Source organism: Paraburkholderia hiiakae, from assembly GCF_904848665.1.
Lineage (GTDB): Bacteria > Pseudomonadota > Gammaproteobacteria > Burkholderiales > Burkholderiaceae > Paraburkholderia > Paraburkholderia hiiakae.
Window position 1 is genome coordinate 48,682 of the sequence record NZ_CAJHCQ010000003.1, and the last position, 15,860, is coordinate 64,541.

A 15,860-nucleotide genomic window follows, 5' to 3' on the forward strand; every position below is an offset into this window, starting at 1 on the left:
GTTGGCTACTATGAATTTTGAAACGATTTCGGTTGTTGGTCTGGGTTATATCGGATTGCCCACGGCTGCGGCGTTTGCCGCTCGCCGCAAGAAAGTCATTGGCGTGGACGTGAACCAGCATGCGGTTGACACGATCAATCGCGGCGCCATTCACATTGTGGAGCCGGAACTCGACATGCTGGTGCACGCGGCGGTGTCGCAGGGCTATCTGCGGGCGACTATGAGTCCGGAACCAGCCGACGCCTTCCTTATCGCCGTACCAACGCCATTTTCTGAAGGGCACAAGCCGGACCTTTCGTATATCGAAGCGGCCAGCCGTGCAGTCGCGCCGGTACTGAAGAGGGGCGACCTGGTTGTGCTCGAATCGACTTCACCGGTTGGCGCGACCGCGAAGATGGCGGATTGGATGGCTGAGATGCGGCCGGACTTGACTTTTCCGCAACAGATGGGAGATGCCTCTGATGTGCGCATTGCACATTGCCCTGAACGCGTGCTCCCGGGACACGTGATTCGGGAACTGGTCGAGAACGACCGGGTAATTGGTGGGATGACGCCTCGGTGTAGCGAGGCGGCGCAGGAACTCTATCAGGTGTTTGTGCGCGGCCAATGCATTGTGACGGATGCGCGGACGGCCGAAATGTGCAAGCTTACGGAGAACTCGTTCCGGGACGTGAATATCGCGTTTGCGAACGAGCTCTCGCTGATTTGTGATCGGCTGGATATCAATGTGTGGGAACTCATCAAGCTGGCGAATCGACATCCACGCGTCAACATTCTCCAGCCCGGGCCGGGCGTGGGTGGGCACTGCATCGCCGTTGATCCATGGTTCATTGTTGATTCCGCGCCCGAGCAGGCGCGCCTCATTCGTGCCGCGCGTACGGTGAATGATGACAAGCCGCACTGGGTGATCGAGCGCGTGGAGCGCGCGGCGAAGCGGTTTAGGGAGCCGCTCATTGCGTGTCTTGGACTCGCATTCAAGGCGAATATTGATGACTTGCGCGAAAGTCCATCCGTTGAGATCGCCAAAGAACTCGCGGATCGGTTCCCAGGGCGAGTCGTTGCCGTCGAGCCGAATATTCGTTCTCTCCCAACCGAGCTAGAAGGTCGCCTTGGGCTTTGTGATTTGCGAAGCGCGATGGCTGAAGCAGATGTGATCGTCATTCTCGTAGATCACGCGCAGTTCAAGCAGGTTGATCCGATTCGCTTGCAGGCGAAAGTGGTGATTGATACGCGTGGGGTGCTGGCGCGTGGCTAGGAAGGGTCTAGGGTTGACAGCGGGCTATGGGATGTCGCTTGTTGGGGGCTTGCTTTCGTTGACTATCTACGCGCGGATCCTTGGCCCGCAAACCTATGGCCACTTGGCGGTCTACCTCGCGCTTGTTGAGGCATTTCAGGGCGTCTGTTTCCAGTGGCACAGGCTCGCTCTGGTCCGGTACTGGAATACATCCAGGGATGGCGAGGCGGATTCGTATCTCGTTACCAGTCACGTGACGTGGATCATTGTCGCAATGGTCGGAGTCGTCGGTTGGCTCATTGCGCTAATGCTGTGCGATGGTTCCCGCGTGGAATGGGCAATGGTCGCCATCGTCGCACTTGCCAAGAGCGCGGCGCTGTATGCACAAGAGATTGCACGGGCGTCAGGCGCGGTACTGCGCTACGCTCTGGCCTCTTTGCTGCTCACTGTCGGTGCAACACTAGCGGGTATTGCCGCATGGTCGACCACCCATTCCATGACTCTGACATTGTGTGCAACCGCTACGATTTTCATCCTGCAGACCGTGCTCTGTGCGTACGACCGTATTTCAGTATTCCGGCGTGCCCATTTCGAAATGGCGCAGCTACGAACGATGTTGCGGTATGGCCTGCCGCTCGTACCGGTATTTCTCGCAACAACTGCGCTTACTCGCATCGACAGGCCAATCCTAGCCGCGTTCAACAATGCGGAGGTTGTCGGCGTTTACGCGGCAGTGAGCGGCTTGGTGACCAACGCAATTTCTGCGGCGTGTCTCCTTGTTGTGACACCTGCCTATCCGTGGTTGCTAAGGGAAAGGACGAGCCGTTCAGAATCGGGTCACCGGGCATTGCATTCCCAGATAGGTTTGCTGACGTTGGCGGGCATGCTTGCCATCTGCATAACGTTCTTTCTCGCGCGGGACGTTGCGCTTCCTCTCCTGCTTGGTCACGCAATGGGTACCGCTGCTGAGCCCCTCGTTTTCCCGCTTCTGACGATTGCCGTCATCAGTGCATTTCGTATGCATTTCTTCGACCAGGCTTATCACTTGCACGCCCAGACAAAAATACTGATGACGATCAATATATCGACACTCTTTGTGGCGGCTTGCGCGGTCTATCTTGGCACCCGCTTAGACGGTCTGCACGGCTTGCTAACGGGGCTGTTGATTGCCAACGTGTTTTCACTTGGCGTGAGCGCCACGTTTGCTCGGGCGCTGGTGGATATGAGGCGGGTAATGACTGGCGGGATACTTCTCGTGGGAATCGCGGGTGCCGCGGCATGGTGCGGCAGTGTTTCGCGGTTTGCGTTAACTCATCTACCTAATTCGGACGTTTGGGGTACTTACATTTCAACTGTAGTTGGCATAGTGCTGTTTGCAGGAATGTATTTTGGCGGAAACATCGGTTCGATTCGTTGCGCTTTGAAGGGGCGACTGTGATACAAAATGATGAAGTAATTTTTCATATTCCGCACTTGTCGGGAGGGGGAGCAGAGCGTGTCGCCGTAGAGGTCGCCCGGCATTTTCTGTCGAGAGGCGTAACGGTCGTTTTCTTCATTCATAGTGAGAAACGTGCATACGCGCTGCCTGATGGAATCAAGATTTTTGTGGCGTGCCACTCTGGTCATTTTGGCCGGCTTCGGGAATTCAGGGCAATGATCAAACAGAGGAAACCTGTTGCTGTCTTGTCCTTCATGCCCTACGCAAACCTGATCTCCCTGATTGCGAATGTCGGTCTACGGAAAAAGACGCGTCTGGTAATCAGTGAGCATCTCACCATTGTGGGCTATGAATGCACCGGCTTGATGGATAAATGCAAGCAGGTATTTAGACGTTACCTGTACCAAACGAGTGACGTTATCGTGGCGGTATCCGGCGGCGTCGCCGACGATCTCCGGCGCATGCTCGCTGGTCGGGTTAGTGAAAAGATCACCGTCATATACAACCCGTGCTTTATTCCAGGTGAAATCAGGAATGTGCCAGGACCGTCCGGGACCGGCAAGACGGTTCTGGCCGTCGGTCGTCTCTGTCAAGACAAAGGTTTCGACGTCCTGCTGCGGGCATTTGCTCAGGTTCGGTTGAGCATTGCCGATGTCAGGCTGACTATCGCAGGGGAGGGACCGAACCGGATAGAACTGGAGAATTTGATTGGCGAGCTGGGTTTGTCGCACTGCGTCAGGTTGCTGGGCTTTACGAATGATATTCGCAGCCTCTATCGCGATGCCGATCTGTTTGTCTGTTCTTCCCGACGTGAAGGGTTCGGAAATGTCATTGTCGAGGCAATGTCATTTGGATTGCCCGTTGTTGCGACACGGTGTCCGCACGGTCCGGAAGAGATCCTCGCGGGTGGTCAGTACGGTCTTCTCGTGAGCGTGGATGATGTACGAGGCCTTGCGAACGCCATTGTTGAATCGCTGACCTCTGCAGGTGATCCGCAGATGCAAATTGCCCGCGCACGTGAGTTTTCTCTAAATGAGATCGGAGACCGTTACCTGGAGCAGGTTGGCCTCCTAGGAGGGGCAGACGAAGGGCAGCGTGGCAGAACGGGTTATTCGACATGAGCTTCTCCAGGTCGAGGTGTGTCTCGGGTTTGTTCACCTCGGCGGTGACGCTTGCTCTGTTCGTCAGTGGAGCCGCTCTTAACTATTTTGGGCTGAACTACTCGGGTGATGAAAGCGCATCGGGTATGAAGATTCACCCGTACGTAGTGGTTACGTTGATTTGCATGCTGGTACTCAGCGTCTCCATCGGGCGGTCTCATTCGAAGATCTCAGATAGGCGATTTCGCGTTCCGACCATTTGTTCGGTCGTGGTAATTGGTATTCTCATTTTCAGGTCAATGGGAAGTGGGCGCCAATCGCTGGGATTTGCTGTCGATACGCTAGTGTCAGCCCTCTGGGCCGCGGCAATTGTTCCATTCTTGAACGAGAGGACGGCAAGGCGTGTCTGGGCGCTGGGATTCGCGTTTGTACTCGTGGAATGCACGATGGCAATGACCGAAGTCGTCACTAGAATCGAATTCATTCCTATCGATACGTGGTACGGAGGTTACTTTCGCGCGACGGCACTGCACGGCCATCCATTGAACAACGCACTGGTTCTTGTAACGGTGGCAGTTTCGCTTCAGTGGAGCGCGACGAGAAGGACGTCGGTCGTTATTTTTCTTTTGACCATCGGTGCTCTGTCGGCATTTGGTGCAAGAGGTGCACTTGCTGTTTATCTTCTGACGAATGCGATCTGGTTCATCCGCTTTGGATTGCAATCTGCCAGACGGATGTCGATCGTCCTGATGGGTATTCCGATCATCCTGACAATACTCGGCTGGGTATTGCTCTCTGGGGCATTTGGCGATCGTATCGCGAATGTGGGCGCCTATGACGATAGCTCCGGTGTCCGTCTCCAATCCATTCAGATGCTCCAAGGCCTGAACTGGGGCAATCTCATTGCCGGCACGGATCCCGACCAGGTCCTCAGGATTATGGAGAATGCGAACGTCGGTGTAATTGAGAATTTTCTTGTTGCGTACATCTTCATGTTTGGCCTTGCGTGCACGCTATTGCTGTTCTTGTGCTTCTGGGCCAGCGGAAAAGGAGTGTCACGCCTTTGGAACCATGGATCGGGCGGGACAGTTTATGCAATTTTCACGGTATTCGTGGCGACTGCCATGACGAACAACTCTTTGGTGACAAAGACTCCCGCGCTATACCTGTGTTTCGTATTTGCGTGGGCGGCAGCGTACATCCGACACTCCCATAAAAGACCAGCGTCGAAGATGAGATCGCTGGAGGAAAGGTTGCACGTTGGTGGATGACCAAGACGATGAACGAACCTTCGAAGCGGCGCCTGAGGGCGCTCCAAATTGGCCCAGACAAGCGGGCGCGCGGCGGAATTGCATCATTGCTACACGCAATGGGAGAGGGCGCGACGGCGTTCGAGAATATGGGGGTTGAACTTCAATTCGCAAGTACGACGCGGCCTAGCGGTAGCGGAGTGCTTCACAAAGCGATGGCATTCTTGCATGCGCTCTGTCGCGTAGGAGGAGCGCTTGTGAAATCGGAAGTAGACGTCGTGCATATTCATGCTGCACTCAAGGGGTCACTGTTCAGAAAAACGCTGATTGCGTGGATCTGCATCCTGTTCGGGGCGCGATATGTTTTTCAGATACACAACGGAGGGTTCTTCGATCGCTATCCGAAAATGGTTGGTCCGGGACGCTTCTTTGTACGTGTGGCCTTGCGTCGCGCGGAATACGTGATCGTGCTTTCGAACTACATGCGGGAGCGCGCCCTGAAGGAGTGCTTTGTGTCCGCGGATCGATGTGCAATTGTTTACAACGGGATTGCGGACCCGGTTCACGGACGTTCGCCGATAGAGGGGGAACACGCGGGCGCCGTGAGAATTATTTTTCTGGGCTTGATATCGGAGGCAAAGGGAGTTCCAACTCTGCTAGACGCAGTTGAGATCCTCAGAGGCAGGGTTGGGGAGTTCACCCTCACAGTTTATGGCGCTGGTGATATTTTGGCCTTCGAGAAGGTACTGACATCGCGCAGATTGAATAAGGTAGTCACATACGGCGGCTGGATTGGCGGAGAAGAGAAAATATCGGTTTTTTCGAGCGCCGACATTTTCGTACTCCCGTCAAGAAGTGAAGGCTTTTCCGTTGCTGTGCTTGAGGCCATGGCGCACGGACTGCCGATTATATCGACGTCAATACCTGGCGTTCTCGATGCAGTGCGGAACAATATTGAAGCCCTGCTTGTCGCGCCGGGCGACGCGGTAGCATTGGCCGTTGCAATCAGAAAACTGATCGACAACCAGGATGTTCGAATAAGATTGGGCGTTGCAGCGCGTCGCCGCTACCTTGAGTATTTCACTCTGGAAAAGATGGCTGCTGAGTTGTACAGAATTTACGCATCATGCGTATAGTGGAGTTAAATATGGAATTGCGAAATTGTGTTTAGTAAAACGTATCATATATTTAGTTCGAGCATATGAATGATTAAGAGAATTACTCTGTTTTCGTGCCCAATGGATGTCGCGTTGATGGATGAAACGGTAAATTGGATTGCAGATCGGACAAGTCGTAGGCAGTTCACCCAGCACGTTGTCGTAAATGTCGCAAAAGTGGTGAATATGAGAAGTGACGCGCGTCTTGCGGAGTCCGTTCGGAACTGCGATTTGATAAACATCGATGGGATGGGGGTGGTCTGGGCCGCTCGCCTGTTAGGTCATGTTGTTCCGGAGCGGGTCGCTGGCGTTGATCTTTTCGGGCGACTGGTCGCAATGGCCGCTAAGCGGGGCTTTCCCGTGTTCTTCCTTGGAGGGACAGAGGAAGTGGCTGCAAAAGTATGTGCGAAATTGAAAGCGCAGTTTCCGGCATTGAAGGTGGCAGGATCTCACCATGGCTATTTCTGGGACAACGAACAGGAAGTGGTCGAGAATATTCGCACGTCGGGTGCGAGGCTGCTCTTCGTCGCAATAACGTCGCCAAAGAAGGAAGCATTTATTGAGCGCTGGAAACAACAACTTGGTGTCGATTTTGTGATGGGTGTTGGTGGCACGTTTGATGTTATTGCCGGAAAAGTTCGCCGGGCTCCGAGATGGATGCAGATGGCCGGCATGGAATGGGTGTTCAGGGTAATTCAAGAGCCGCGCAGGATGTGGCGACGATATTTGATTACGAACAGTAAATTTACACTGATGCTTATCAAAGCACGGATTGCAGCAACATTCGGATCCACCGCCTAATGCACCCATGAGAAAGACACTGACACGCGCAGGGATGGTCGTTGTTGTCCTGACAAATGCGGCTTGCTCCTCGCAGGTTACGACTGGCGCCAACGACTACGAAAAACTGTATAGCAGTACATGGGCGCAAGGTATTGATCCACGCCTGGCTATTCAGGCTCCGCGCGATGCAATCTCGATTGTTGAAAGTCCGGTGTTTCGCGAGCCGGTGATGCGCGTCTCCATCAATCGATCCGACGATTTTCATAGCGTCGCGAACGGGACACCGCGTGGGGAGATCGCATTCAACCGGATTTTCCACTTCGAGCCTGACCAGTTATACCAAATCACCTGGTCAACTGCGACTCCAGAGAGCTACCAATTCGACTCCCGACAGCCTGAGTTATTCACACAGATATTGCAAGGACCAGAAGGTGGTCTTGGTCCGCCGCCGTTTTCCATTCGCTTTGTGAATGAGCGCTACCAGGTAGAGATTCGAAACGCAGCCAAAGCTGCGCCGCATATATTTGTATTCGGCAATCCGTCAGCAGACAGGGGTAAGGCGATACGCTGGATCCTGCGCTATCGGCCGGATCATGCGGGAGAGAACGCTGTAACGGATCTATCGATGAACGGTGTTAGTGTCGTTCACTGCGAAGGGTGTGGGAACGCCTATGCCAACGACCGGGGAGCATACTTGAAAATGGGTGTCTATAAATGGTGGTGGCAGTCTATGTCGTCGGACGTTAGTGTTCGAACACTTTTTTTCGGAAGCGTTGAGGTTAATCGTTTCTTGGCGAGATAGCATAATTAGAGAAAAGTTTAAAGCTTCTCTCTGAGCCTTTTCTAGTTCAACATGACCGGTCGCGCCGGTATGCCAACAACCGTTGCCTGCGGTGCAACATCTGCAAGCACAACGGAGTTCGCGCCGATAACTGCGCCTCGACCGATACGGACATCGCCGAGGATGCAGGCACCAGCGCCGATTATGACGTCGTCCTCAATGATCGGAGCGCCCGGTTTGCCCCTGCCTTTACCGCCAATGACAACGTTGGGAGAGATAATGATATTAGAGCCGAGGCGCGCATTCCTGTGAACGACGATGCCAAGGCCCTGATAACCGAATGTGACGTTCTTTCCGACCTCTACCGACGGTGGCAAGGATACCGAGAAAAGAATACGGTTCATGATCTTCAGGAGCCACGGCAAAACAGGTATTCGCAACTTAAACAGCAGATTTGCCAACCGATAGATATAGATCACCGTAACACCAAGGAGGGGAGGAGAGAGACGTTAGCGTCTCACGAGACGCGGTCGCGATTCAATAATACTGTTCCTAATTCTGCGGTCAGCAACGCGTCGTTAGCCAACGTCTCGAGAAAATCTCGCAGCTCTTCCTTACATCTCCACCGGATGCTGCTTAAGCTGCTTCCTCGCCTCGCGAAACTCCGGAAAGATCGATTCAACGGTCTGCCAGAACCTGGGACTATGGTTCATCTCGCGCAAATGCGCGAGTTCATGCGCCACAACATAGTCGACAACAGAGAGGGGAAAATGAATCAACCGCCAGTTCAAGCGAATTCTCCCTTCGCTTGAACAGCTCCCCCACCGCGTGGCAGCCGAAGAAAGCGCATAGGACCGAAACGAAACCCCAAGCTTCTCGGCATATACGTCAAGCCGCTCACCAAAAACGCGCGTTGCTTCACCCTGAAGCCACCCGGTCACGCGATCTTTGATCTGTTGCGCCTCAGCATGCGGCGGCAGTGGCAACGCGAGCACGCGCGTCGCCTCATCAAACGCTAGCAACGAAGCCCCGAGCTTCACCGTAATCGGCTTGCCAAGAAAAGGCAGTTCGGCCCCATCGCTCCAAACCACGCGCGGCAAGGCTCGCTGCTCCGTGCGCGTTTGCCACTCGGCGAGCTTCGCGAATATCCAACGCTGCTTCTCGGTGATAGCGGTCTCGATATCGGCGATCGTGACCCACCTGGGTGCAGTGATGCTAAGCCCAGTACCGTCAATCACGAATCCAATCGATTTGCGCGACGAACGCTTGAGCCGGTAATGCAGCGTGTGCGTGCCAAGCACGACAGTGCGCAGCCGCGTGCCATCCGGCGCGAGCGGTGCCTTGCCGGGCTCGCCTGGAGGTGTTCGAGTCGGTGGGAGGGAAGGGGATGGCGACGCAGGCGCCACAACAGGCGCCGGTTCAGCAAAGAGCGGCAAGTCGAGCTGCCGGTTGTCGAGTGCCGCGTTTGGGCGCGGCGCGGAGGACTTCTGCATCGTCAGGTCTGGTGCGGATGGGCGTGCGCGGCGTGGGCATTTGCCGCTTTTCGCAGGGCGTTTGCGCGGGGCTTCTGGCGCAGCGTTGCGCGGCGCGCTCAGCCGTGCGGCGAACAGCGCCAACACTCGCGCGCCAACCCTCCGCGCAACGCGAGCCAGCACTTCAAGCATCGGTGTCTCAAATCCGCGCTGCTTTCGCCGCTGCGCCATCCGTTTCGCGATACGCCTCAGGATCGATGCGTCGCATTTCCGCTTCAATCCACTGCTCCACGCGCGTGTTCACTTCGTCGGGCGTGAGTCCGGTCGTCTCGATCGGCTTGCCGATCGACACCGTGACTATACCCGGATATTTGATGAACGAGTTTCGGGGCCAGACGTGGCCCGCGTTGTGCGCGATCGGCACCACGGGCGCGCCCGTTTCAATGGCGAAGCGCGGGCCGCCGGTCTTGTACTTGCCCTGCTTGCCCACCGGTATGCGTGTGCCTTCGGGGAACATGATCACCCATGCGCCTTCGGCCATGCGCTGCTTGCCCTGGCGTATCACTGAGGTGAAGGCGTTCTTGCCTTCCTTGCGGTTGATGTGGACCATCTTCAGCATGCCCAGCGCCCAGCCGAAGAACGGCACGAACAGCAACTCACGCTTGAACACGTAGCACATCGGCCGCGGCATGAGCGCGGGGAACGCCAGCGTTTCCCAGGCGGACTGGTGCTTCGAGAGCAGCACGGCCGGCCCGTTGGGCAGGTTCTCCATGCCCTCGATGCGGTAGCGAATGCCATTGAGGTAGCGCGCGACGAAGAGCGTGGAGCGGCACCAGCCCACGGCCATCCAGTAGCGCCGCGTCGCACTCATGAACGGAAACGCGATAAAGCATGCCGTTGCGTACGGCATCGTGTAGACGATGAAGTAGATGAACAGCAGCAGGGAGCGGAGAAAGCGCATCGGTCGAGCCGGGTTAATGTACGCGTGAACTGCCTGCGTCTTCACGCAGGGGAGTTCGCGAGAAAATCGAGCGCGAAAGCGCGCAAGTTGTCGTGGATCATCGTGCCTTCAGGCAAGCCGCCGGCGGCTAGCGTTTTCTCGCCTTTGCCCGAGCGCACGAGGTGCGTGCGAAAGCCGAGCGCCGCGCCCGCTTGCAGGTCGCGCAGCGAGTCGCCCACCACCGGGGTATCGGCGGGTTCGATCTCGAAGCGTTCCGCGATCATCTTGAGCATGCCCGGCAGCGGCTTGCGGCACTCGCAATGATCCTGGGCCGTGTGCGGACAGAAGAACACGGCGTCGATGCGCCCGCCCACGGCCGCGGCCTGGCGGTGCATCTTCGTGTGCATGGCGTTGAGCGCGGCCGTGTCGAACAGTCCGCGCCCGATGCCCGACTGGTTCGACGCCACCGCGACGCGATAGCCCGCCTGGTTCAGGCGCGCGATCGCTTCGAGGCTGCCGGGAATCGCGATCCATTCGTCCGGCGACTTGATGAACGCGTCGGAGTCGACGTTGATCACGCCGTCGCGGTCGAGGATCACGAGTTTTCTGGTGGTGCTGTTCGGCATGACGTCTCGCTTAGTTCAGCTTATGCAGCGAGGCGCGAGATATCCGCGACGCTGTTCATCTGGCGATGCAGCGCCTTGAGCAGCGCGAGGCGGTTCGCTCGCAGCGCCGGGTCTTCGGCGTTGACCATCACGTCGTTGAAGAACGTATCCACAGTTTCGCGCAGCGCCGCGAGTGCGGTGAGCGCGCCCGTGTACTCGCGCGCGGCGAGTTGCGCTTCCACGCGCGGCGCGACCTGTTCGAGCTGCGCGTAAAGCGCCTTCTCGGCGGCTTCGACGAAAAGGGCGATCTGCACGCCGGCGTCTTCCGCACCCTCGGACTTTTTGAGGATGTTGGAGATGCGCTTGTTGGCGGCAGCGAGCGAGGCCGCTTCCGCGAGCGCTGCGAATTCGCGCACCGCGTCCAGACGCGAGACGATGTCGTCGAAGCGCGTGGGGTTCAGTGCGAGCACGGCGTCCACTTCGGTCGCCGCAAAGCCGCGTTCGCGCAGCATGCCGCGCAGGCGGTCCATGCAGAACTCGTAGATAGCCTGGGTCGATTCCGTCACCGCCTCGATGCCCGCGAATTGCGCATACGTGGCGCGCAGAAGCTCGACCAGGTCGAGCGGCAGTTGCTTCTCGACGAGAATGCGCAGCACGCCCAGCGCGTGGCGGCGCAGCGCGAACGGGTCCTTCTCGCCCGTGGGCGCGAGGCCAATGCCCCAGATGCCGACAAGCGTTTCCAGCTTGTCCGCGAGCGCGACGATCGTGCCCGTCGTGGTAGCGGGCAGGGCGTCGCCGGAGAAGCGCGGCTGGTAGTGCTCGGAGCACGCAATCGCCACTTCTTCCGGCTCGCCGTCGTGGCGCGCGTAGTACGTGCCCATCGTGCCTTGCAGCTCGGGGAACTCGCCGACCATGTCGGTGAGCAGGTCGGCCTTCGCAAGGCGTGCGCCACGTTTCGCGAGCGCCGCATCGGCGCCGCTCAGTTCGGCGATCTGGACGGCGAGCGCTTCGAGGCGCTCCACGCGCTGCAGCGTCGAGCCGAGCTTGTTGTGATAAACCACGTTCGCGAGCAGCGGCACACGGTCGGCCAGCGGCTTCTTCTTGTCCTGCTCGAAGAAGAACTTCGCGTCGGCCAGACGCGGGCGCACCACGCGTTCGTTGCCTTCGACGATCTCGTCGGGCGTATGCGTCGCGATGTTGGAGACGATCAGGAAGCGCGAGCGCAAGCGGCCCTGGTCGTCGGTGAGTGCGAAGTACTTCTGGTTCGTCTGCATCGTGAGGATCAGGCATTCCTGCGGCACTTGCAGGAACTCGTCCTCGAACTTGCACGCGTACACGACCGGCCATTCGACGAGCGAATTCACTTCGTCGAGCAGCGAATCGGGCATCACGACCTTGTCGCTGCCAGCCTGTTCGATGAGTTGCGCGCGGATCGACTCACGGCGGTCGGCGTAGCTCGCGACCACGAAGCCCTTGTGCTGGAGCGTGTGCGCGTACTCGTCGGCGTGCTGGATGGCGATCAGGCCTTCGGAGAGGAAGCGGTGGCCGCGCGTGGTGTCGTCGGCGTCGACGCCGAATGCCGTGACCGGCACGATCTGCTCGCCGTGCAGCACCGTGAGGCGATGCACCGGGCGCACGAACTGCACGTTGCTGCCGTCCGGGCGCTGGTAAGTCATGACCTTCGGGATCGGCAGCTTGCCGAGCGCTTCGTCGAGCACGGCTTGCAGGCCGTCGGCGAGCGTGGCGCCCGGCGCCGAGTAGCGCAGGAAGAACGCTTCGTTCTTGCCGTCGCTTGCGCGTTCGAGGTCGCTCACGGGGAAATCGGGAAAGCCGAGCGCCGCGAGCTTCTTCGCGAGCGGCGCGGTGGGCTGGCCGCTCGCGTCGAGCGCGACCGAAACGGGCAGCACTTTTTCGCGCACCTGCTTTTCGGGCGCGACGCTGCGCACGTTCTTGATCGTGACGGCGAGGCGCCGCGGCGTGGCGTAACGTTCGAACGAGAGATCGCCTTCGATCAGGTCGCGCGCGGCGAGGCGCTGCGCGATGCCTTCGGCGAACGCGTCGCCCAGGCGCGCGAGGGCCTTCGGCGGCAGTTCCTCGGTCAGCAGTTCGACGAGGAGAGTGGCGTGATGAGCTTGCGTCATTGTTCTTGAGATCCGGTCATTCCTCGTCGAACTTGCGTTCGACCTTCAGCGGCGGCGCCCAGGCGGGCATCGCGGCGTCCTGTTCGTCGGTGGTGAGGCCAGGCACGCCGTGCACGGGGTTGCCGAGCATCGGGAAGCCGAGCTTCTCGCGCGAGTCGTAGTACGACTGCGCCACGCTGCGCGAAAGCGCGCGAATGCGGCCGATGTACGCTGCACGCTCCGTTACGGAGATCGCGCCGCGCGCGTCGAGCAGGTTGAACGTGTGGCCGGCCTTGAGCACGAGCTCGTAGGCGGGCAGCGCGAGCTGCAGATCGATCATGCGCTTCGCTTCGCCTTCGTACGCGTTGAAGAACGTGAACAGCAGGTCGACGTTCGCGTGCTCGAAGTTGTAGGTCGATTGCTCGACTTCGTTTTGGTGATAGACGTCGCCATACGTGAGGCGGCGCATTTCCGGGCCGTTCGGGCCTTGTTCTTCCCACTCGGTCCAGACGAGGTCGTAGACGTTCTCGACCTTCTGCAGATACATGGCGAGACGCTCGAGACCGTAGGTGATTTCGCCGAGAACCGGCTTGCAGTCGATGCCGCCCACCTGCTGGAAGTAGGTGAACTGCGTGACTTCCATGCCGTTGAGCCACACTTCCCAGCCGAGGCCCCAGGCGCCGAGCGTGGGGTTCTCCCAGTCGTCTTCGACGAAGCGCACGTCGTTCTGCTTCAGGTCGAAGCCGAGCGCCGCGAGCGAGCCGAGATACAGGTCGAGAATGTTCTCCGGCGCGGGCTTGAGCACCACCTGGTACTGGTAGTAGTGCTGCAAGCGGTTCGGGTTCTCGCCGTAGCGGCCGTCCTTCGGGCGGCGCGAGGGCTGCACGTAGGCCGCGCGCCACGGCTCGGGGCCGATTGCGCGCAGGAAGGTGTGGACGTGCGAGGTGCCGGCGCCGACTTCCATGTCGATCGGCTGAAGCAGTGCGCAGCCCTGCTTGTCCCAGTAAGACTGGAGCGTCAGGATGATTTGCTGAAACGTGAGCATGTGTGCCTGCAGTGTCTTTCGGGCTTTCGTGAGCGGAATGTGGCGGGCCGCCCAAGCGAGCGTGCCGGCGGGGTGGCGATTCCCCGCCTTGCCCCTTCCCCCTGCGTGGCCCGGGCCGGGAAGCGGCCAGGTGCTAAAACCCTGAATTTTACCGGATTGCCGGAGCCTTGAAACCTGGACGGGGTTCCGGCGGCCGGCATCGGTGTGGTTGCGTCGTCGGCGTGACGTTGCGCGCGCGTTATTTTCCGTTAGCCGGCTTGCGTGCCTTCCTGCCCTTGAAGGCTGGTCCGAACGCAAAGCCGAGCGCCAGCAGCAGCAACGAAATGGCGATCACGGTGTTGTTGCCGCTCGTCACATAGGGCGTGAAGCCGCTCGTGCCTTCCACCTTCACGTCGAGCGAACCCACCGTGAACGTAGGCAGACGCGCGATCACGCGGCCTTTCGCGTCGATGGCGGCGGTCGCGCCCGTGTTGGTCGCGCGCAGCATCGGCCGGCCGGTTTCTAGCGAGCGCATACGTGCGATCTGCAGATGCTGGTCGAGCGCGATGGTGTCGCCGAACCACGCGAGGTTCGTCGAATTGATGAGGATGCCCGGCGAGGTCGGGCTCTCGCGCACCGTGCGCGCGACCTCCTCGCCGAAGATGTCCTCGTAGCAGATGTTCACGGCCACGAGCTCACCGTGCACGCGGAAGGGCGGCTGCACGGACGCCCCGCGCGCGAAGTCGCCGAGCGGGATATTCATGAGATTGACGAACCAGTGGAAGCCCCAGGGCACGAACTCGCCGAAGGGCACGAGGTGATGCTTGTCGTAGCGATAGAGGCCGTTCTGGCCCGGCGTGATGCCGAACAGGCTGTTGGTGTAGTCGATCACGCGTCCGTCGGACGTGATCGTGCCGCCCACGGCACCGAACAGGATGGCCGTGTTCGTGCCGTCGGCGAAGGCGCGGATATCGCGGCCGAACTTCTCGGGAATCTCCTGCACGAGCACCGGCACCGCGGTTTCGGGCGTGACGACGAGATCGGCGGGCTTTTCGGTGATGAGCTTCTGGAACTCGTTGAGCGCGTCGTTCATGCCCGACTCGGAGAACTTCATCTCCTGCTTGACGTTGCCCTGCAGCAGACGCACGTTGAGCGGCGTGCCGGAGGGTTGCGTCCACGAAACGAGCGAGAGCAGCAGGCCGGCTGCGATCACGGCGACAGCGAGCAGCGCTGGCGTCGCGACCGCGCTGCGCGAGGGCGCTGCGGGCGCCTGGCGATTCACGTCTCGCACGCGCAAAACCGCCTGTGCGATGAGCGCTGCGACGAGCGCGAGCACCCAGCCCACGCCATAAACACCGACGATCGGCGCGAAACCGGCGAGCGGACCGTCCACCTGCGCGTAGCCGCTCGAAAGCCAGGGGAAGCCTGTGAACACATAGCCGCGCGCCCATTCGCCGAGCGCCCACGCGCTTGCGAACGCGAAGGCGCCGTGCCACGTCGGCGAAAACGGCAACTCGCCGCTGCGTCCATTCTTCGCATGTCCCGCGCAGAACGACCAGATGAGCGCGGCGAGCGCCGGATATACACCAAGGTAGAGCGAGAACAGCACGAGCGCGGCGCCCGCGAGCACCGCGGGCATGCCGCCGTAGAAGTGCATGCTCACATAGAGCCACCACACGCCGCTCACAAAGTTGCCGAAGCCGAATGCCCATCCGGTGAAGAGCGCGCTCCTCCAGCCGGTTGTGCGCGTGAGCCAGACGTAGAACAGCGCGAAGATCGCAATGGCGAGCCAGCCGCCGTGCGGCGTGGGCGCGAACGACAGCGTGTTGAGCGCGCCCAGCGCGGCGGCGGCGAGATAGTGCCAGAAGGGCAGCGCGCGGCGCGCGGCGCCGGTGGTGGTTTCGGTCGCGCGCGTCTCGGTGCGCGAGCGGGTATCGATCGGTTCGGCCATGCGGT

The 15,860-nt window shown here is 59.3% G+C and carries 14 protein-coding genes; 7 read left to right on the forward strand and 7 right to left on the reverse strand.

Features of this window, described 5'->3' with window-relative positions; all coding sequences use genetic code 11:
- The first annotated feature begins 10 nt into the window (after nucleotides 1-10).
- The 7 genes from wecC to JMY28_RS07335 all read left to right on the forward strand — a co-directional run bounded on the left by wecC (nucleotide 11) and on the right by JMY28_RS07335 (nucleotide 7,764).
- On the forward strand, nucleotides 11-1,255 hold the full coding sequence (gene wecC / locus JMY28_RS07305) for a UDP-N-acetyl-D-mannosamine dehydrogenase (RefSeq protein ID WP_201695256.1): 1,245 nt from the start codon (nucleotides 11-13) through the stop codon (nucleotides 1,253-1,255).
- Nucleotides 1,248-2,672: a lipopolysaccharide biosynthesis protein gene (locus tag JMY28_RS07310; RefSeq protein WP_268960623.1), complete on the forward strand. Its 1,425-nt coding sequence runs from the start codon at nucleotides 1,248-1,250 to the stop codon at nucleotides 2,670-2,672. The genes wecC and JMY28_RS07310 overlap by 8 nt, the downstream gene beginning before the upstream one ends.
- Nucleotides 2,669-3,793 carry a glycosyltransferase gene (locus JMY28_RS07315; protein WP_201695258.1) on the forward strand — a complete coding sequence of 375 codons (1,125 nt, stop codon included), beginning with the start codon at nucleotides 2,669-2,671 and terminating at the stop codon, nucleotides 3,791-3,793. The genes JMY28_RS07310 and JMY28_RS07315 overlap by 4 nt, the downstream gene beginning before the upstream one ends.
- On the forward strand, nucleotides 3,790-5,043 hold the full coding sequence (locus JMY28_RS07320; RefSeq protein ID WP_236596750.1) for a VpsF family polysaccharide biosynthesis protein: 1,254 nt from the start codon (nucleotides 3,790-3,792) through the stop codon (nucleotides 5,041-5,043). The genes JMY28_RS07315 and JMY28_RS07320 overlap by 4 nt, the downstream gene beginning before the upstream one ends.
- Complete coding sequence (locus JMY28_RS07325; RefSeq protein WP_201695260.1) at nucleotides 5,040-6,158, forward strand: glycosyltransferase family 4 protein; 1,119 nt, start codon at nucleotides 5,040-5,042, stop codon at nucleotides 6,156-6,158. The genes JMY28_RS07320 and JMY28_RS07325 overlap by 4 nt, the downstream gene beginning before the upstream one ends.
- A gap of 69 nt (nucleotides 6,159-6,227) precedes the next feature.
- Complete coding sequence (locus JMY28_RS07330; protein ID WP_201695261.1) at nucleotides 6,228-6,980, forward strand: WecB/TagA/CpsF family glycosyltransferase; 753 nt, start codon at nucleotides 6,228-6,230, stop codon at nucleotides 6,978-6,980.
- Nucleotides 6,981-6,987: 7 nt separating this feature from the next.
- Complete coding sequence (locus tag JMY28_RS07335; RefSeq protein ID WP_201695262.1) at nucleotides 6,988-7,764, forward strand: heparin lyase I family protein; 777 nt, start codon at nucleotides 6,988-6,990, stop codon at nucleotides 7,762-7,764.
- Nucleotides 7,765-7,805: 41 nt separating this feature from the next.
- Here JMY28_RS07335 and JMY28_RS39315 read toward each other — a convergent pair whose 3' ends face one another.
- The 7 genes from JMY28_RS39315 to lnt all read right to left on the reverse strand — a co-directional run bounded on the left by JMY28_RS39315 (nucleotide 7,806) and on the right by lnt (nucleotide 15,855).
- The gene (locus tag JMY28_RS39315; RefSeq protein WP_268960624.1) at nucleotides 7,806-8,222 is read right to left on the reverse strand and encodes a serine O-acetyltransferase; all 417 of its coding nucleotides are present in this window, start codon (nucleotides 8,220-8,222) and stop codon (nucleotides 7,806-7,808) included.
- 135 nt (nucleotides 8,223-8,357) lie between these two features.
- Nucleotides 8,358-9,236 (reverse strand): M48 family metallopeptidase, encoded by an 879-nt coding sequence (locus JMY28_RS07345; RefSeq protein WP_201695599.1) that lies wholly within the window; start codon nucleotides 9,234-9,236, stop codon nucleotides 8,358-8,360.
- Between the two features lie 178 nt (nucleotides 9,237-9,414).
- Nucleotides 9,415-10,176, reverse strand: a complete 762-nt coding sequence (locus JMY28_RS07350; RefSeq protein ID WP_201695263.1) for a lysophospholipid acyltransferase family protein — start codon at nucleotides 10,174-10,176, stop codon at nucleotides 9,415-9,417.
- Nucleotides 10,177-10,217: 41 nt separating this feature from the next.
- Nucleotides 10,218-10,781: a D-glycero-beta-D-manno-heptose 1,7-bisphosphate 7-phosphatase gene (gmhB, locus tag JMY28_RS07355; protein WP_201695264.1), complete on the reverse strand. Its 564-nt coding sequence runs from the start codon at nucleotides 10,779-10,781 to the stop codon at nucleotides 10,218-10,220.
- Nucleotides 10,782-10,801: 20 nt separating this feature from the next.
- Entirely contained in the window at nucleotides 10,802-12,901 is a 2,100-nt protein-coding gene (gene glyS / locus JMY28_RS07360; RefSeq protein ID WP_201695265.1) for a glycine--tRNA ligase subunit beta, read from the reverse strand.
- Between the two features lie 16 nt (nucleotides 12,902-12,917).
- Complete coding sequence (gene glyQ / locus JMY28_RS07365) at nucleotides 12,918-13,925, reverse strand: glycine--tRNA ligase subunit alpha (protein WP_201695266.1); 1,008 nt, start codon at nucleotides 13,923-13,925, stop codon at nucleotides 12,918-12,920.
- Between the two features lie 238 nt (nucleotides 13,926-14,163).
- Nucleotides 14,164-15,855: an apolipoprotein N-acyltransferase gene (lnt, locus tag JMY28_RS07370; protein WP_201695267.1), complete on the reverse strand. Its 1,692-nt coding sequence runs from the start codon at nucleotides 15,853-15,855 to the stop codon at nucleotides 14,164-14,166.
- Between the last annotated feature and the right edge of the window lie 5 nt (nucleotides 15,856-15,860).